The organism is Croceicoccus marinus (assembly GCF_001661675.2).
Taxonomy (GTDB): Bacteria; Pseudomonadota; Alphaproteobacteria; order Sphingomonadales; family Sphingomonadaceae; genus Croceicoccus; species Croceicoccus marinus.
In genome coordinates this window covers 607925-626394 of the sequence record NZ_CP019603.1, presented here as the reverse complement: position 1 = coordinate 626394, position 18470 = coordinate 607925, and the positions used below count along the sequence as shown (strand labels likewise).

The window sequence follows — 18470 nt, the reverse complement described above, 5'->3', positions numbered from 1 at the left end:
CGGGCGTCAATCGACATCTCCGGTGCCGACGATCAGCATGACCGCCCGGTCCTGCACCACGACCTCGTGCTCCACCTCGTATTCGGCGGCATTGGGATCGGCGCTGTCGATGATGACGCGCCGCTCCAGCCCCGGCGGCGGGGGCAGCTTGAAGGTAAGCGGCACCTCGGCGGCGTTCATCAGCATGGTGACGACTTCCAGCTGGCCATCCTTGCGGCGGCGCGCGCGGCGCATCACCAGGGCGCGGCCGTCGCCATTGTTCCAGTCCTCCTCGCTAAGGTGCACGCCGCGTTCGTCGAACCAGTCGATGTCGGGGATGTTCTCGGCCACCTGCACCTCGCCGTGCAAAAAGCGGCGGGCGCGCAGCAGGGGATAGTAACGCCGCGCCGCGGTCAGGCGGCGGACGAAATCGCTCAGCGAATGGCCCTCCGCCGTGTTCAGCGGCGACCAGTCGATCCAGCTCAGCTCGTTGTCCTGGCAATAGGCGTTGTTGTTGCCGTGCTGGGTGCGCCCGATCTCGTCCCCCGCCAGCAGCATCGGCGTGCCCGAGGAGAAGAACAATGTCGCCAGCATCGACCGCTTCAGCTTCTCGCGCAATCCGCGGATGCCGGGATCGTCGGTCGGCCCCTCGACGCCCCAGTTGTTCGAATTATTGTCCGAATGGCCGTCGCGATTGTCCTCGCCATTCGCCTCGTTATGGCGATGCTCGTAGCTGACCGTGTCGTTCAGCGTGAAGCCGTCGTGCGCGGTCACGAAATTGACGCTGGCCCACGGACGCCGTGCACGCAGGTCGAATAGATCGGCAGAGCCCGAGATGCGGCTTGCGAATTCGGGCCGCATTCCCTGATCGCCGCGCCAGAAGCTGCGGGTCGCATCGCGGAACTTGTCGTTCCACTCTGCGAATCCGGGCGGGTGGTTGCCCAGCTGGTATCCTCCCGGCCCGATGTCCCACGGCTCGGAAATCAGCTTGAGCTGGCCCAGCACCGGGTCCTGCCGCAGCACGTCGAAAAAGCCGCTGCGCGGATCGAAGCCATTGTTGCCGTCGCGCCCCAGCGTCACGCCCAGGTCAAAGCGGAAGCCGTCGACGTGAAAGCTTTCGGCCCAGTAACGCAGCGAATCCGCCACCATCTGCAACACGCGCGGATGGCTGAGATCCAGCGTGTTGCCGGTCCCGGTATCGTTGACGCAATAGCGGGCGTTATCCTCGACCAGCCGGTAATAGGTGGCATTGTCCAGCCCGCGGAAATTGAACGTCGGGCCAAGCTCGCTGCCCTCGGCGGTATGGTTATAGACGACGTCCAGGATCACCTCGATCCCCGCGGCGTGCAGGCGGCGGATGGCGAAGCGCAATTCGTCGCCGCCCTGCTCGCCGCTCATGTAGCGGCGTTCGGGCGCGAAGAAGGTCAGCGTGTTATAGCCCCAATAGTTGACGAGGCCCATTTCCTGCAGCCGCCGGTCCTGCACGAAGGAATGGATCGGCAGCAGTTCCAGCGTGGTCACGCCGATGCGCTGCAGATGCTCGATCAGGCGCGGATGGCCCAGCGCGGCATAGGTGCCGCGCTCCTCGTGCGGGACAGCCTCCATCAGGCGGGTCAGGCCCTTCACATGCGCTTCGTAGATGACCGTATCGTGCCACGGCACGCGCGGGCGCACGTCGCCGGTCCAGTCGAAGGCGCTTTGCCCCACCACCGATTTCGGCATGGCCGAGGCACTGTCGCGCCGGTCGAAGCTCAGGTCCTTGCGCTTTGACCGCACGTTGTAGCCATGCAGCGCATCGGTCCAGCGCAGCTGCCCCGTCATGCGCCTTGCATAGGGGTCCAGCAGCAGCTTGTTGGGGTTGAAGCGGTGGCCGTTCTCCGGCTCGTACCGCCCATGCGCGCGAAAGCCATAGACCAGCCCCGGCTTCGCCTCGGGCAGATAGCCGTGCCAGACCTCGTCGGTCCATTCGGGCAGTTCCAGGCAGCCGATCTGCTTGCGCCCCGTCGGGTCGAAGATGCACAGTTCGATCTTGTCGGCATTGGCCGAGAACACGGCGAAATTGACGCCAAGGCCATCGAACGTGGCCCCCAGCGGATAGGGCGATCCGGCCTTCAGCCGGTCGGGCAACTGGATCAAGCGTGGACCCCTTCATGTCGGAGGATCAGCGCGCCAAGCGGCGGCAGGGTTAGGAATGCGGAATGTTGCTGGCCGTGACATGGCTCGCCGTCGGCGCGGACGCTGCCGCCATTGCCGGCATTGCTGCCGCCGAACTGCTCGGCATCGGAATTGAGCGCTTCGTGCCATCGACCGCCCAGCGGCAGGCCTAGGCGATAGTCGCCGATGGCCTGCGGCGTCAGGTTGAAGATCGCCACGATGGGCGATCCGTCCACGCCGCGCCGCATGAAGGCAAAGACGCTGTTCTCGGCATCGTCGCCGACCAGCCACTGGAAGCCCGCCGGATCGCTGTCGCGCTGGTGCAAGGCGCCCTCGGTCACATACAGGGCGTTGAGGTCGCGCAGCAGCACCTGCACCGCGGCATGTTCATGCTTTTCCAGCAGGTCCCAGGGGATCGACTGGTCATGGTTCCACTCGGTATCCATGCCCAGTTCGCAGCCCATGAACAGCAGCTTCTTGCCCGGATGCATCCACATGAACGCCAGATAGGCGCGCAGATTGGCGAACTTGCGCCACCGGTCGCCCGGCATCTTGTCCAGCAGGCTGCCCTTGCCGTGCACCACCTCGTCATGGCTGATCGGCAGGACGTATTTTTCGGAATAAGCATAGACCATCGGGAAGGTCAGCTCGCCGTGGTGCCATTTGCGGTACATCGGATCACGTTCGAAATATTGCAGCGTGTCGTGCATCCAGCCCATGTTCCACTTGTAGTCGAAGCCCAGCCCGCCCTGCGACACCGGCGCGGAGACGCCCGGCCAGGCGGTCGATTCCTCGGCAATGGTCATGGCGCCGGGGCAGCGTTCGCCGACGATGGAATTGAGGTGCTTGAGGAAGCCCACGCTCTCCAGGTTCTCTCGCCCGCCGTGGACGTTGGGTACCCATTCGCCCGCCTTGCGGCTGTAATCGCGGTAAAGCATCGAGGCGACCGCATCGACGCGCAGGCCATCGACATGGAATGTTTCAAGCCACCACATGGCCGAGGCGAGCAGGAAACCCGACACCTCGTTACGGCCAAGATTGTAGATCAGCGTGTTCCAGTCCTGGTGGAACCCCTCGCGCGGGTCGGAATGTTCGTAAAGATGCGTGCCGTCGAATTGGGCAAGACCGTGCGCGTCGGTCGGGAAATGCGCGGGCACCCAGTCGAGGATGACGCCGATCCCGGCGCGGTGGCACTTGTCGACGAAGATCGCAAAGCCTTCGGGCGTGCCGAAACGGGCCGATGGGGCAAATTGCGACAGCGGCTGATAGCCCCACGATCCGCCGAAGGGATGCTCCATGATCGGCAGCAGTTCGACATGGGTGAAGCCCATTTCCGCGACATAGGGGATCAGCTTGTCGGCCAAGGCGCGCCAGCCCAGCGCGACGTCGCCGCCGCCTTCTGGTTTCATCCACGATCCGGCATGCACCTCGTACACGCTGATCGGCGCGTCGGGGGCGTGGCGCTTGCCTCGCTCTTCCATCCATTCGGAATCGTTCCAGCTGAATTCGGGCCGGGGCGCGACGATGGAGGCGGTGCCCGGCGGGCGTTCGGTCTGGCGGGCCAGCGGGTCGGCCTTTTGCACGATCGCGCCGTCCGCGCCCGCAACCTCGAACTTGTAGACCGCGCCCGGACCGATGCGCGGCACGAACAATTCCCACATGCCGGCCGAATGGCGCAGCCGCATCGGATGCCGCCTGCCGTCCCAGCTGTTGAACTCACCCACCACCGACACGCGCCGCGCATTGGGCGCCCAGACCGAGAAGATCGTGCCCGCTACCCCGTCGATCTCGGCAGGCTGCGCGCCGAACACGCTGGCCATTTCGAAATGGCGGCCTTCGGAAAACAGGTGCAGGTCGAAATCGGACAGCAGCACCCCATAGGCATAGGGATCCTCGGTCTCCTGCACCGCGCCGCCGGGCCATTCGACCCGCAGCACATAGGGTTCGTCCGACTTGATCTCGGCCGAGAACAATCCGTGCGCGACTTCCTCCATCGGCGCGAGTTCCTTGCCCGCGCGCGACAGCAGTGTGACCCGCTCCGCCCCCGGCTGGAAGCTGCGGATCAGGGTCGCGCCGTCGCCCTTGTGCGGGCCGAGCAGCGCGAAGGGATCGTCGAGCCGCCCTTCCAGCATGGCGGCGGCTGCGCCGAACAGATGGTCGTGAGCACTCATGTATCGTCTCCGGAAAGCAGGCCGCGCGCCACATGCGCCAGCCCTGCGAGAGGCACGTCGAGCCAGTCGGGCCGGTTCGCCGCCTCATAGGATATTTCGTAGGCCGCCTTCTCGATCAGGAAGATCGGCAGCAGCGGATCGGGTTCGCCGCCGTCGCTGTACCCCTTCAGGAACGCCTCGATCGCGGCGGCGCGAAGCTGGGCGGTGCCCTCCTCGGCGCGGGTTTCCCAGGTGTCGGCACCGGCGGGGCGATTGCGTTCCGCCACGGCGGCGGCATAGTCGAAGCTGCGCATGATCCCCGCGACATCGCGCGCGGGCAGGCCCTTGGCGCGCCGCTCGGCCAGCGGGCGGGCGGGCTCGCCCTCGAAGTCGATGATCATCACGTCGTGACCGGTGACCAGCACCTGTCCCAGGTGAAGATCGCCGTGGATGCGGGTGCGCTCTCGCCCTTCCGCCTGCGCGGCAAGCGCCGCGATGCGGTCTGCCAGGTCGTCCCGACGCTCCTTCAGGAACGCTGCATCCTGCGCCGCCTCGCCCCCCAGATCGGCATCGCCAAGACGCCCCAGCGCCTTGTCGAATTCCGCCATGACGCGGCTGGACAACTCGCGCGTCGCGGCCTGGTCCATCGGATCGGGCGCGAAGGCGGGGTCGTCGCTGGGACGGGCCAGGATCTCGTGCATCTCGCGCAGACGCCGGCCGAGGTTTTCGGCGAAATTGGCGTAATTGTCGAAGCTCCAGTCGGTGTCGGTCGCCAGCCGTTCCAGCGCACCCAAAGTCCACTGCCAGCCATCGCCCTGGTTATAGACGAAGGCCTGCGCCATCATCAGCAGCGTCTCGCCATCATCGTCTACGCGTTTCACCGTGCCCAGGATCGGGGGCACGGCCTCGAACCCGCCCTTGGCTAGATAGCGCACCATCTCGGCATCGGGATGCACGCCGCTGGCCAGCTTGCGCAGCAGTTTCAGCACAACCTGCTGGCCCAGGATCATCGTGCTGTTGGATTGTTCCGCCGCGATCCATTCGGGATCGCCATTGGGGACCAGCATGTCGGGCTCCAGCGCCTCGAACACCAGTTCGCCGCCTTCAGTCGGCACGCGGGCATTATCCAGCATCGCGCGGCTGACCGACCAGGCGAATTCGCGCAGCGCGAAGCCGTCGGTCAGAAGGCCGACGTAACGCTCGCGCCGGACGCGCGCGATGGCGAGGTTGGACGCGAACGGTCCATGCTGCTCACCCTCCCACGCAATGCCCAGCGGCAGCGTATAAAGCGCCTCGCTGCCCGAGGTCTTCACGCGGATTTCGGCCAGCAGCAGGTCGTTCGCCTTGGGCATTTCGGTGACGCGGGCGATCTCGATCGTCTCGATCAACTCGTCCTTGGCGCCGAACCAGCGGCGCTGGCGGACGTAATCGGGCAGCACGTCCTGCTCCAGCACCGGGCGATTGCCGCCCTTGGCGATATCGCCCAGATGCGGCCGAAGCACGAACGTATGCCGCTCGACCTCCGCTCCCGGAGCGCTGCTCGACCATTCGGGCGCCTCGGCATCGGCGCGCAGGTCGAACCACAAAAAGCCGTATGGCGGCAGCGTCAGCAGATAGGGCAGATGCCCGACCTTGGGGAACGCCGCCCCGCCCGACAGCTCGACCGGGATCGCCCCTTCGAATTCGTGCAGGTCCAGCTCCACCGCCTGCGCCGTGCGGCTGAGGTTGGCAACGCACAGGATCGTCTCTGCCGCTTCGCCGTCAGAATGCTGGCGCAGATAGGCCAGTATGCTGCGATTGGCGGGGCGCAGGAAAGTCTGCGTGCCGCGCCCGAACGCGCGATGCTCGCCGCGCACCGCCAGCATGCGCTTGATCCAGTTCAGCAGCGAATGGCGGTCGCGCTCCTGCGCCTCGACATTGATCGCCTCGTACCCATAGAGCGGGTCCTGGATCGGCGGCAGCGCCAGCTGCGGCGGGTCGGCGCGGCTGAAACCGCCATTGCGGTCGGGCGACCATTGCATCGGCGTGCGCACCCCGTCGCGGTCGCCCAGATGGATGTTGTCGCCCATCCCCAGCTCGTCCCCGTAATACAGGACCGGCGTGCCCGGCATGGTCAGCAGCAGCGCGTTCATCAGCTCGATACGCCTGCGGTCCCGCTCCATCAGCGGGGCGAGGCGGCGGCGGATGCCCAGGTTGATGCGCGCGCGCCGGTCGGCGGCATAGGTGTTCCACAGATAGTCGCGCTCGGAATCCGTGACCATTTCCAGCGTCAGCTCGTCATGGTTGCGCAGGAAGATCGCCCATTGCGCGTCAGGCGGAATTTCGGGCGTCTGGCGCATGATGTCGGTGATCGGAAAGCGGTCTTCCTGCGCCACCGCCATGTACATGCGCGGCATCAGCGGGAAGTGGAACGCCATGTGGCATTCCTCGGTCCGCTCCTCGTTATGGCCGAAATATTGCTGCGTATCCTCGGGCCACATGTTCGCCTCGGCCAGCAGCATCTTGCCTTCGTAATGCTGGTCCAGGTTCTCGCGGATCTTCTTCAGGATCACATGCGTCTCGGGCAGGTTCTCGTTCGAGGTGCCGTCGCGCTCGATCAGATAGGGGATCGCATCCAGCCGCAGTCCGTCGATCCCGGCATCCAGCCAGAAATGCATCACCGACAGCACTTCCTTCAGCACTTCGGGATTGTCGAAGTTCAGGTCGGGCTGGTGCGAATAGAACCGGTGCCAGAAATAGGCGCCTGCTTCCTCGTCCCAGGTCCAGTTCGACTTTTCGGTATCGAGGAAGATGATCCGGGTTCCCGAATACAGCTTGTCGTCGTCGGACCAGACGTAGAAATCGCGCTCCGGGCTGCCAGGCGGTGCCTTGCGCGCAGCCTGGAACCAGGAGTGCTGGTCGCTGGTGTGGTTGATGACCAGCTCGGTAATCACGCGCAGCCCGCGTTCGTGCGCCGCATCGATGAACGCGCGCACTTCCTCCATCGTGCCGTAATCGGAGCTTACGTCGCGGTATTCGGCAATGTCGTATCCATCGTCCCGCCGGGGCGAGGGATAGAAGGGCAGCAGCCAGATCGCGGTGACGCCAAGGTCGGCGATATAGTCGAGCTTGGCCATCAACCCGGCGAAATCGCCGATCCCGTCATTGTTGGAATCGAAGAACGATTTCACATGCAGCTGATAGATGACCGCGTCCTTGTACCACAGCGGGTCCTCCGCCGTGGTGATCACCGCTTCGGTCGTGTCCTGGTCGGCCGGGTTCTGGTCCGGGTGAGCCAGTTCGTTCATGCGCCCTCTCCTCCACGCGTCAGTCGCCAGATCCGGTACGGTTCATCGGGCGCAAGGTGGATGTGCTGGATCTTGCCGTGCCACTGGAACCGGTGCCCGTGGACCAGATCCTCGACATCGATGGCGGCCTGGTCGTGCAGGCCGAATTCCCACAGCGGAACTTCATAGTCGCAGGCGTGGGCGCCGTGCGGGTCCATGTTGACCATGACCATGATCATTTCGCGCAGGGTTCCGTCCGCCGATGGTGCGGGCTTGCCGTACCAGATCACATTGTCGTCATGCGCGACATAGAAGCGGGTGTTCAAATGCGTCTGCAGCGCCGGATTGGCGCGGCGCAGGCGGTTGAGTCGGGTCACGTCATCGATGATATTGCCCGGCGCGTTCCAGTCGCGGACCCGGATCTCGTATTTCTCGCTGTCGAGATATTCCTCCTTGCCAGCGCCTAGCGGGGTCGCGTCGCACAGCTCGAACCCCGAATAGACGCCCCACAGGCCCGACAAGGTCGCCGCCAGCACCGCGCGGATGCGGTGCGCCGGGCGGCCGCCGGTCTGCAGGAAGAACGGATTGATGTCGGGCGTATTGACGAAGAAATGGGGGCGGTAGAAATCTTTGGGCGCCTCGCTCGTAAGCTCGGTGATATAGTCGATCAGCTCCTGCTTGCGGTCGCGCCAGGTGAAATAGGTATAGCTCTGGCTGAAACCCACCTTGGCCAGCTGATACATCATCGTGGGACGGGTGAACGCTTCCGACAGGAAGATTACCTCCGGGTGCCGGGCGCGAACGTCGCCGATCATCCATTCCCAGAACGGCAGCGGCTTGGTGTGCGGATTGTCGACGCGGAAGGTCTTCACCCCATGCTCGACCCACAGCAGGATCACGTCGCGCAGCGCTTCCCACAGGCCCGGCACGGCGTCGGGGCCATAGAAATCGACATTGACGATGTCCTGGTATTTCTTGGGCGGGTTCTCTGCATATTTCATGCTGCCGTCGGGCAGCCATGCGAACCAGCCGGGATGCTCCTTCAGCCAAGGATGGTCGGGCGATGCCTGGATCGCGAAGTCGAGCGCGATTTCGAGGCCATGATCGGCCGCGGCCTTCACCAGCCGGTCGAAATCCTCGAACGTGCCCAGTTCGGGATGGATCGCATCGTGCCCGCCCTCGGGGCTGCCGATGGCATAGGGGCTGCCGGGATCGCCCTCTTCGGGCGTCAGAGTGTTGTTGGGGCCCTTGCGGTTGGCGGTGCCGATGGGATGAATTGGCGGGAAATACAGCGTGTCGAAACCCATCGCCCGGATGCGCGGCAGATGATCGACCACATCGGCGAAAGTGCCGTGGCGCTCAGGATTCGGAGTCATCGAGCGGGGGAAGATCTCGTACCAGCTGGAAAAGCCCGCCTCGACCCGCTCGGCATCCACCGGCTGCGGGGCAGAGGTCAGCGCGTGGGACCGGTCGTCGGCCTCGTCCATCAGGCGGCGCAGCCCGTCCGACCGCAACCATTCGGTCGCCGCATCGGCATCGGCTGACTCCATCGCGGCAAGCTGGTTCTTCAGCTGCTTGCCCAAATCGCCCTTGCTGCGCGCGGCGGCCTTGCGGACCATTTCCATGCCCTCGGCACGGTCGACCGGCTGGTCGACGCCGGCATCGACCTTCTTGCCGAAATCGCGCTGAAAACCGCCAAAGCGGTCTAGCCATGCCTGCACCACGAATTCGTGCCGCCCCATGCGGGCCAGCGCGAATTCGCCTTCCCAGCGGTCGTTCTCGCCCTGGGTCATGCGGGCGGCGAACCACGCATCCTCGTCGATGGCGCGCCAGCGCAGTTCGGCGGCAAGCTGTTCGTGCCCGTCGGCGAAGATCACCGCCGAGGCTTGCACCACGTCGCCGACCACGCGCTTTACCGGGAACCGGCCGCCATCGACCGACGGCTCGACATGCTCCACCACCAGACGCGCCGCATCGCGCGATGGCTGCCCCGCGGATTGCTGCAGCGACAAGGCGGGCGAGGCGCGGCGCTGTTCCATCAGCCTGACTTCGCCCGGCTGCAGTTCGGGCCCGGCATTCCACGCGCCGAACCCCGCGGCAGAAGCGGACAGCGCCTTACCCGACGGCAGGGGCTGCATGTCGGCGCTCTGGTTCGAGACGACGATCAGCGTCTTGTCGGAAAACCGCAGATCAGCCCCCGCAGAGCGCGCCATCACCGCCACCGGGGCGGAGGACGAGGACAGGCCGCGCAACTCGCCGCCGTAATCCGCTGCCATTTCGGCATTTCGGACCGCATCCTCGAGCGCCTCGGCCCCCCGCGGGGTGGCCAGCAAATCCAGCGGAGCCACGATCCCGCAGCCCAGCGCCGCCATGAGCGGAAGGCCATCCGCAAGCCTTGGATCGCTGCGCGACAGCCCGCTGGCATCGCACAGCACGGGGCCTGACTGACGCATATCCTCGACCTCGGCGGCAAGGGCGGCGGGGTCGTTCACGCGCTGGGCGGCATTGCAGATAAGGTAATCGGCGGCAGCCTCTCCGCCGCCAGCCGGTCCCGTGACCACTAGGAAATCGCCCTTGCCCTTGGCGGCGGCGATCAGGCGCTTCAGCAGGGCTGGCGCGATGCGCTCGGCTTCCTCGATCCACAACCCGTCGACACCCGCCTTGGCCAGCGAAGACAAGCGGTCGCACAGCGCCTGCACGACTTCCTCGCTCGCGCCGTCGCCCAACCGGGCCATGGCCTCTCCGCTGGGGGTCAGCGGCTGGCGGGGATCGACCGTGCCGCGCTCTTGCAAAGAGCGGCGGACGTGGAACTTTTCGGGATGCGCGCGAACCAGCGGGTGATCGACCGGCAGGCGGCGCAAATTCGCCCGCAGCACTACGCGCAGGCCATGGGCGCGGCACTGCTCCACCACCTCGGCAGGCACCGGCGAGCCGCTGTCCAGCAGCCCGGCATCGCTGCGCCACACCAGGGCCGATGCACCGCTTGCGCTCGCCTGCGCCAGCAATTCGCTACTTCCTTCAGATCGAGCCCCGCTGAAGTGCTGGGGTTCGGTCGAAAGAAGGCAAAGGGGATGGGGCAAGGTCAGGCTCCGGCCAGAATTGGGGACTCCATTTCCTAATGCCGCCGCCGCGCCATCGTTCCGACTTCACGCGCCGGGCCGGGGCGATTTGTCCTACCCGGTCAGGACGAAGGCGTCTTTTTCGCGCGCGGCTTGCGGATGCCGGTCGCAGTCTTCCCGGGCTTGTCGCTGCCCGATGCGTTCTTAGTGGATGCGGCCTTGGCGGTTGCGGGCTTGTCGCCGGAGGCTTTCTTGCGGGCGGTGCCGTCTGCCTTGGCGCCAGTCTTCGAAGCGGACTTCGCCGAAGCGGCGCGGTTTTCGCTCTGGGCATCGGCGATGTCGCCGGCGGCCTGCTGCCAGTGCTGCGCCTCGCGCCCTTCGGGGCGGCCTTCTTCCTCCCAGATCTCGTATGCGCGTTCGCGGATGCGGTTCTCGATATTCTGATCCATGGATGGCTCCTGTTGCTGTGAACGGATTCACGGGAACCAATGCGCCAATGCGCGCAAAGCTCCCCGAAAGGCGGATCGAGGATTCGGTCGCGCCGGAACGTCCCTTATCGGCAGGGCGCGCTACCGGCCCCCTGCCTGGTCTGGACGATCGGCTTGATCAGCCCGGCCGCGTCGTAATGCAGGGGCTCCACCGCGACCGAGCGGCGATATTCCGAACCTTCCCGTCCCCCGATAGCCTGCACGCCGTTGTGATAGAAGAAGTACCAGTTGCCCTTGAATTCCTCGATCCCCGCATGGATCGTGAAGCTGTTCTCCGCCGAGCCGGTCAACTCCCCGCGATAGGTCCACGGACCCTCGACCGACGGAGCGGTGGCATAGGAAATGCGCTCCGCCGTCTGCTCGGGCTCCTTGATCGAGGCGTAGGTGAGGTAATAGAGGTCGCCGCGCTTGTGCAGCCACGGACCTTCCAGGTAATTCGTCAGCTGCAACTCGCGCGGCTCGCCGTCTAGCTCGATCATGTTCGGCTTGAGCCTGGCTAGGTAAAGGTTTGAATTCCCCCACATCATCCACGCCGTGCCCTCGTCGTCGACGATGACGGTGGGATCGATGTCGCTCCACGCGCGCCAAGTATCCTTGTTGTCGAGCACAAGCGCCGATCCGCGCGCATCGGTGAACGGTCCGGTCGGGCTGTCCCCCACCGCCACGCCGATCGCCTTGCCGGGATGGGTGTCGTCATGTTCGACGGTGACATAGAAATAGAACTTGCCGTCCTTCTCCACCATTTCGGCGGCCCATGCCTCGCCCCCGGCCCAGGCGAATTCGGTGGGCTTCATGAAGGCGCCGTGGTCGGTCCATTCCTTCATGTCGGTGGTGGAATAGGCGACCCATTCGTCGATGCGGAACCCCTCGTCGCCCTCGTCATGTCCGGCATAGAGATACAGCCGGTCGCCCACCGCCAGCGGCGCCGGATCGGCAGTAAAGCGGTTGCGGAACAACGGGTTGCAGCCGGTTGCTGCCTCCGCCTGCGCAGTCGCGGCCATGGTCGTGCCTTGCGGGCCCGTGCAACCGGCAAGCGCCAGCGCGCAACCGGCAAGAAGAAGGGCGGAGGGATGATGGGGCAAGTCTGTTCTCCGTTAAGGGGGCACGCCGGGCCTCGATCAGCGATCGAAGCGTGGGCCGGGCATGAAGCGCTTGGCAGGCGGGGCGGCATTGGCGGGGCTTCTGGCAAAATCGCTTGCGGCGCACGCCTGGCATGCTTGCTGGCTCATGTTCCTGTCCCACCCCCGTCTTGGTGCCGGTTTCATTACTCCGACTATATCATGGACGAAATCGTGCCAAGCCCCTTTTGCGCAGACTGATCCATTCTATCGGATGGTCGGTGCATCACTCTACCATGTCGGACAAATGACGGTCTGGTGGTGCCAATAGGTCGCCATTCACAGTCTCACAGCGCCTTGCGACCCAGCGGTTCCATTGCGCTACCGATGACGCGCGCACCACATGTCGATGCGGTCGTCATGGGTCATGTAGAAGACCAGCCAGCGGCAGCGCGCGCAACGCTCCCGCTCGCGGTTCTGGCGGATCAGTTCGCGCACATATTCGCTGATTTGCCATAACCGCGCGCGGCAACCCGGCCGTCGACCCGGTCCGGCCGCTGGCCGGGAACGGAAATGTTCATCGTACCGATCGCCAGAATGACCGCCGGGCGCCTATAGCCCGAACGCCTTCAGCCCCGCGTCGATCATCCCTTCCAGCCCGCCGCGCACCTTTCCCGACCGCATCGACAGCGGCGCTTCCTCGATCACCAGGATCCCGCGGCCCGCCTCGACCTTGTCCTTCAGCAGCGGTTCTTGCCCGAAGAAATAGGGGGCGAAGGTCTCGGTCCGCGTCACCGAATAGGCAAGGTCCGCGCTGAAGCCGACCAGCTGGTCCTGCGCGAAGATGCGGCCCTGTTCGGCACGCTCGACCCGCACGCCGCGCCCGCCCTTCACGATCAGCCGCCCCGGCCCGTGGAACGAGAAGAAGCGCAATTGCAGCGTCAGCCACGCGTTAAGCGAGAACAGCCGCCAGTGACTGCGGATCGGGATCGGGCGGCCCTGCGGCTGCACCACCGCCACCAGAGCGCGCGGATGCAGGATGCAGGCCCCGCCCGGGGGCAGCGCGATCTCGGTCAGCTCGGCAAACCCGTCGCGCGTGGCCGAGATCGTGGTCGCTTCCCCCGCCCCGCGCATGCGCGTCAGGAATACAAGGCCCGAGGCGATGCTGGATAGGAAATGCCGCGGGTCCAGCAGCCAGCGCGTCGCCTTGTCGCCGCCGGCGGAGGATGTCTGCAGATAGCCCTGCCGCACCAGCAGTTCCTCGCCTTCCTCCAGCCGGACGGACAGCGAAACGCTGGACGGGCCGGGCAGCGCGATGCGGCTGGCCGTGCCTGCCAGCAGCGGGATGCGGATCGCGCCGCGCCTCTGCGCCAGCGGGGCCAGCACGAAATAGAGGAAACACCGGATCAGATAGGGCAGCGCGATGATCGCCAGCAGCGCCAGCGCGGCCTTGACGGCGATATCGGCCAGCATGTTGCGCGCCTCGGGCGTGTCGACCCGCGCCAGCGCCTGCCGCGCGGAGGTGGCTTCCGCATCGACCCGCTCGCGCGCCTCGCGCAGCCGGGCGGCGCGTTCGCTGGCCTGCTGCCGGCCGGCTTCGCGTTGCCGGGCCAGTTCGCCGGCCCTTTCGCAGCGGGTGCGGGCGTTTTGGGTCAGGCGCTCCGCCTCGTCGGCGATGCGGTTGCGGATCCACTTTTCCGCCCGGGCCTGCGCGTTGAATTCGCGCACCGCACGGTTGGCCTGCGCGCATCGCCGCCGCGCGGCGGCGATGGCTTGCGGGGTCGGCACCATGATCGCACCCGCCTGCTCCAGCGTGCCCAGGTCGATCCGCGCTTCCAGCACCGCGATCTCGCGCTCCAGCACCGCCTGTTCCAGCCGCATGCGATAGCGCTCGACGATCTTGCCGGGGCGATAGCGGTCGAACAGCCCGCCGCCATCGGCCAGCGCGGCGCGCAATTCGGCCAGCCTTTCGCGCCGCCGCGCGATCTCCTCGCGGCGTCTTTCCTCGCCCCAGTCCTCGAACTCCGCCAGATTGGCGTCCAGTTCCGCGCGCCCCTCTCGTGCCGCCCTCTCGATCTGTTCGCGCACTTCCGACGCGCTGGCCCAGTCGCCGACCGTGCAATCCCTGCACGAACCCGACAGCATGCCCGACTGGAACAGCGCAATCGCCGCCGCGAGCAGCAGGAACAGCGCGAAATGCCGCAGCACCCAGGACGCCGCCGCCCTCATCACTGCATCCCCGCGTTGCAAACGCCGCCGCAAGGCGCTTGACGGGATCGGGCGATGCGGGGGGACATGGTCATGGCTGCCCCGACCCTTAGTGGGCCGCATCGCCGCCAGCAAGAACTCCCCAGGCGGCACTACCGACGCGCCGCCGGTGCAGCCATTCGGAACCGACCGCTCCGCCGGGCGCTTGGGGTACAGGGACCCGCTCTAGTGATCGGAGACATGCGCCATGAACGAACCCCGCCAGGCGTCCACGGACGACACGCTGATGGACCGCGCCCTTCCGGGCGGCGCACCGCGCGTGATGCGAAGGTCGTGGGGCTGGATCCTGGCGCATGGGCTGCTTCTGATCGCCATCGGGGCGGTCGCGATGTTCAATCCCATACCCACCAATTTCGCCATCGGCGTGCTGTTCGGCATCCTGCTGCTGATCGTCGGCATCGCGTCCTTCGTCGCGGGGTTCCGCGATTTCGGCTGGCAGAGCAAGCTGGTCGATTTCCTGTTCGGCCTGTTCGCGCTGATCGGTGCGTTCGTGTTCATCGCGATGCCGGTGCTCAGCGCCACAAGCCTGGTATGGGCGGCGGGCATCTTCTTCATCGTGAACGGATTGTTCGAACTCTATCACGGTTTCAAGACCCACGACCATCGCGCGATGCTGCTGGCACTGGGCGCGATCGACCTGCTGCTGGGCATCTATCTGGCGTTCCTGATGCCGATCGGATCGCAGATCCTGGCGCTGGCATGGTTCGTCGGGCTGGCCTTCATCTTCCGCGGCGTGCTGCTGGCCATCGTCGCGTTCCGGGTCCGCGGAATGTCCGGCCGGATCGCGGAAGGCTAGGCTGCTGCCCACTGCGCTGCTAGGCATGGCGGGCATGACTTGCACCGCCGACCAGACGCCCGTGCGCCGCATCGCCTTTACCGGCGGGCCGCAGCGCGCGGCCCCGGCGGAACTGGCGCAAGAGCAGCCGATCGCTTTCGAATACAACGGTCTTGGCTATGCGGTGATGCTGGGCACGCCATCGGACCTTGGGGATTTCGCGGTCGGCTTCACCCTGTCCGAAGGGCTGGCGCAAAACGCCGGCGAGATCGGCTCCATCCAGATCGCGCCGGTCGACAGGGGCACGATCATCCGCATCACCCTTCCCGAAGAGCGCGCCGATCCGCTGCGCGAACGTCTGCGGCTGCGACTGGTCGAGGGTAGCTGCGGCTTGTGCGGGCTGGACAGCATAGAGGAGGTGCTGCGCCCCCTCCCCCCGCTGACTGCTCGGCCACGCTTCGGCATTCGGGCCATCGCCGCCGCGCTGGCGGAATTTCGCACCCACCAGCCGATTGGCCGCGCGACCGGCGCGATGCATGCCGCCGCCTTCTGCGATCCGGCGGGGCGCATCCTGTTCGCGCGCGAGGACGTGGGCCGCCACAATGCGCTCGACAAGCTGGTCGGCCGGATGATGCGCGAGGGGGCACAGCCGGATGGCGGTTTCGTCCTGCTGTCCGCGCGCTGTTCCTACGAGCTGGTGGAGAAGACCGTGCGCGCCGGTATTCCCGCGCTTGTCACCATATCCGCCGCCAGCGACCTTGCCGTCCGCCGCGCTGGCGAGGCGGGGCTGACCCTCGTCTCGCTGGCGCGCGGCGACGGAGCGCTGGTGATGAACGATCCGCATGATGTGCTGCACGGCAGCGATCCTGCGGGACCTGCGCCGGGGCACCGGCGTTAGGGCCATTGCACATGCACGAAAAAGGATACCTCCCCATGGCCGATGATCTCCCGCAGCCGAAGCAGTACGATTATGCGACCGGCGGCTGGGGTTCCGTCAGGGGCATGTCCAAGATCGAGCTGAGCGCGAAGGCCGCGCCCGGCGCGCTGCTGACGCTGAAGGACCAGAATAAGCCCGGCGGCTACATGTGCTCGTCCTGCGCATGGACCAAGCCCGAAGATCCGCACGCCTTCGAATTCTGCGAGAACGGGGCCAAGGCGACCTTGTGGGACCTGACCACCGATCGCTGCACGCCCGAGACGATCGGCCGCCATACCGTCACCCAGCTGCGCGAAATGGGCGACTACCGGCTGGAGAAGCTGGGCCGGCTGACCGAGCCGATGCGATACAACCCCGCGACCGACCGCTATGAACGCGTGGCATGGCGCACCGCCTTCGACGAGATCGGCGCGAAACTTCGCGAGCTCGATCCCAAGGCAGTCACCTTCTATGCCAGCGGCAAGGCCGCTCTCGAGCCGTCCTATCTCTATGCGATCTTCGCCCGCGCCTATGGGCACAACAACCTGCCCGACAGTTCCAACATGTGCCACGAAACGACCTCGGTCGGTCTGAAGAAGGTCATCGGATCGCCGGTCGGCACCTGCCAGATGGACGATTTCGACCATGTCGACGTCATCTTCTACATGGGCCAGAACCCCGGGACCAATTCCCCGCGCATCCTGCACACCTTGCAAAAGGCGGTTCAGCGGGGCTGCAAGATCATCGTTTTCAACCCGCTGAAGGAAAAGGGCCTGCGCGAATTCGTAAATCCGCAGAACCCGGTGCAGATGACCATCGGCAAGCCGACCAAGATCGACCACATGTATTGCCAGGTCCGCCCCGGCGGCGACATTGCCGCGCTGATGGGCGTGTGCAAGCGCATCATCGACCTGGACGGCGAGGCGCGCGAGCATGGCGGCCCCGGCGTGCTGGACCGCGACTTCATCGCCGAGCACACCGCCGGCTTCGACGCCTTCATCGCCAAGGTCCACGCCACCGATTGGGACGAGATCGAACGCGCCAGCGGCCTGACCCGCGCCGAGATGGAAGCGGCGGGCGACCTGTATGCCAATGCGGGTAATGTGATGGGCATCTATGGCATGGGACTGACCCAGCATGTCCACGGATCGCAATCGATCGGCATGCTGGTCAATCTGCTGCTGCTGCGCGGCAATATCGGTCGCAAGGGCGCGGGCTGCTCGCCCATTCGCGGCCATTCCAACGTGCAGGGCCAGCGCACCGTGGGCATCACCGAAAAGACCAAGCTGGCACCGGTCGACAAATATCGCGAATTGTTCGACCTGGAAACGCCGGAGGAAGACGGACACACCACCGTTACCTTCCTGGAAGCGCTGCTGGACGGATCGAACAAGGGCTATATCGGGCTGGGCGGCAATCTGGCGAAGGCGGTGCCCGATCACGAGCGGGTGCATGAGGCATGGCGCGAGATGGAGCTGACCGTGCATGTCGCGACCAAGCTCAACACCACGCACTGCATGCCGGGCAAGTCCAGCTGGATCCTGCCCTGCCTGGTCCGCGCGGAGGAGGACATCCAGGCCGGCGGCAGCCAGTGGGTAAGCATGGAGGACAGCTTCAGCCACATCTATGGCAGCCGATCGTCGCGCACCCCCGCCAGCCCCCATCTGAAGAGCGAGACCGCCATCGTATGCGGCCTTGCGAGGGCAACGCTGCAGGACAATCACCCGAAGCTGACATGGGACGACTGGCAGGACGATTATTCCCGCATCCGCGACTGCATCGCCGCGACCTATCCGGACGAGTTCCACGACATGAACGCCCGCATGAACAAGCCGGGCGGCTTCTATCGCGGCAATGCGGCGCGCGAACGCCAGTGGAAAACCGACAGCGGCAAGGCCGAGTTCACCGACCCCACCACGCTGAACGCCTGCGGCATCGGCGATGCCGAAGGGCGCTTCCACCTTGTCACGCTGCGATCGAACGACCAGTTCAACACCACCATCTATGGCCATGACGACCGCCTGCGCGGCCTGTCGGGCAGCCGGATGATCGTGCTGATGAAGCCCGAGGACATGCGCGCCCAAGCCTTGGCCGAAGGCGACCTCGTGGCGCTGGTCACCGACGCGGGCGATGCGCCCGACGGCCGGGCCGAGGCGCAGCGCCGCGTGGCCGGGCTTAAAGTGGTGCCCTATGACCTGCCTACCGGCACGGTGGCGGGCTATTTCCCCGAACTGAATCCGCTGGTCCCGCTGTGGTATCACGACAAATTGTCGCACACCCCCGCCAGCAAGGGCATCCCCGTGCGGATCGAACGGAGCTAACATGCAGTTTATCGCATTGGGGCGGGGATTAGCGGA

10 protein-coding genes are annotated in these 18470 nt (G+C 65.8%); 3 read left to right on the top strand and 7 right to left on the bottom strand.

What is annotated here, in order from left to right:
- Nucleotides 1-6: 6 nt before the first annotated feature.
- The 7 genes from glgX to A9D14_RS16955 all read right to left on the bottom strand — a co-directional run bounded on the left by glgX (nt 7) and on the right by A9D14_RS16955 (nt 14383).
- A complete protein-coding gene (glgX, locus tag A9D14_RS16985) occupies nt 7-2115 on the bottom strand; it encodes a glycogen debranching protein GlgX (RefSeq protein WP_066850531.1) in 2109 nt (702 codons plus the stop codon).
- On the bottom strand, nt 2112-4304 hold the full coding sequence (glgB, locus tag A9D14_RS16980) for a 1,4-alpha-glucan branching protein GlgB (RefSeq protein ID WP_066850529.1): 2193 nt from the start codon (nt 4302-4304) through the stop codon (nt 2112-2114). Before glgB ends, glgX begins: the two co-directional genes overlap by 4 nt.
- Entirely contained in the window at nt 4301-7570 is a 3270-nt protein-coding gene (gene treS / locus A9D14_RS16975) for a maltose alpha-D-glucosyltransferase (RefSeq protein WP_083988139.1), read from the bottom strand. The genes glgB and treS overlap by 4 nt, the downstream gene beginning before the upstream one ends.
- Nucleotides 7567-10554, bottom strand: a complete 2988-nt coding sequence (locus A9D14_RS16970) for an alpha-1,4-glucan--maltose-1-phosphate maltosyltransferase (protein WP_232469019.1) — start codon at nt 10552-10554, stop codon at nt 7567-7569. The genes treS and A9D14_RS16970 overlap by 4 nt, the downstream gene beginning before the upstream one ends.
- A gap of 176 nt (nt 10555-10730) precedes the next feature.
- Nucleotides 10731-11057, bottom strand: coding sequence for a DUF2934 domain-containing protein (locus A9D14_RS16965; protein ID WP_066850527.1), 327 nt, complete (start codon nt 11055-11057; stop codon nt 10731-10733).
- Between the two features lie 104 nt (nt 11058-11161).
- Complete coding sequence (locus A9D14_RS16960; protein ID WP_066850525.1) at nt 11162-12097, bottom strand: family 43 glycosylhydrolase; 936 nt, start codon at nt 12095-12097, stop codon at nt 11162-11164.
- Nucleotides 12098-12766: 669 nt separating this feature from the next.
- Nucleotides 12767-14383, bottom strand: a complete 1617-nt coding sequence (locus A9D14_RS16955; RefSeq protein ID WP_066850522.1) for a hypothetical protein — start codon at nt 14381-14383, stop codon at nt 12767-12769.
- Nucleotides 14384-14609: 226 nt separating this feature from the next.
- Between A9D14_RS16955 and A9D14_RS16950 the strand changes: the two genes are divergently transcribed.
- The 3 genes from A9D14_RS16950 to A9D14_RS16940 are packed head-to-tail and all read left to right on the top strand — an operon-like array spanning nt 14610 to nt 18434.
- Nucleotides 14610-15218, top strand: coding sequence for an HdeD family acid-resistance protein (locus A9D14_RS16950; RefSeq protein ID WP_066850520.1), 609 nt, complete (start codon nt 14610-14612; stop codon nt 15216-15218).
- A 34-nt stretch (nt 15219-15252) separates the two neighbouring features.
- A complete protein-coding gene (fdhD, locus tag A9D14_RS16945; protein WP_087910608.1) occupies nt 15253-16095 on the top strand; it encodes a formate dehydrogenase accessory sulfurtransferase FdhD in 843 nt (280 codons plus the stop codon).
- A 35-nt stretch (nt 16096-16130) separates the two neighbouring features.
- Nucleotides 16131-18434, top strand: a complete 2304-nt coding sequence (locus A9D14_RS16940; protein ID WP_066850516.1) for an FdhF/YdeP family oxidoreductase — start codon at nt 16131-16133, stop codon at nt 18432-18434.
- The last annotated feature ends 36 nt before the right edge of the window (nt 18435-18470 follow it).

Coding starts and splice junctions, on each gene's coding strand:
- glgB (WP_066850529.1), bottom strand. CDS start 4,304: ATGAGTGCTCACGACCATCTGTTCGGCGCAGCCGCCGCCATGCTGGAA.
- treS (WP_083988139.1), bottom strand. CDS start 7,570: ATGAACGAACTGGCTCACCCGGACCAGAACCCGGCCGACCAGGACACG.
- A9D14_RS16965 (WP_066850527.1), bottom strand. CDS start 11,057: ATGGATCAGAATATCGAGAACCGCATCCGCGAACGCGCATACGAGATC.
- A9D14_RS16960 (WP_066850525.1), bottom strand. CDS start 12,097: ATGGCCGCGACTGCGCAGGCGGAGGCAGCAACCGGCTGCAACCCGTTG.
- A9D14_RS16955 (WP_066850522.1), bottom strand. CDS start 14,383: ATGAGGGCGGCGGCGTCCTGGGTGCTGCGGCATTTCGCGCTGTTCCTG.
- A9D14_RS16950 (WP_066850520.1), top strand. CDS start 14,610: ATGAACGAACCCCGCCAGGCGTCCACGGACGACACGCTGATGGACCGC.
- fdhD (WP_087910608.1), top strand. CDS start 15,253: ATGACTTGCACCGCCGACCAGACGCCCGTGCGCCGCATCGCCTTTACC.
- A9D14_RS16940 (WP_066850516.1), top strand. CDS start 16,131: ATGGCCGATGATCTCCCGCAGCCGAAGCAGTACGATTATGCGACCGGC.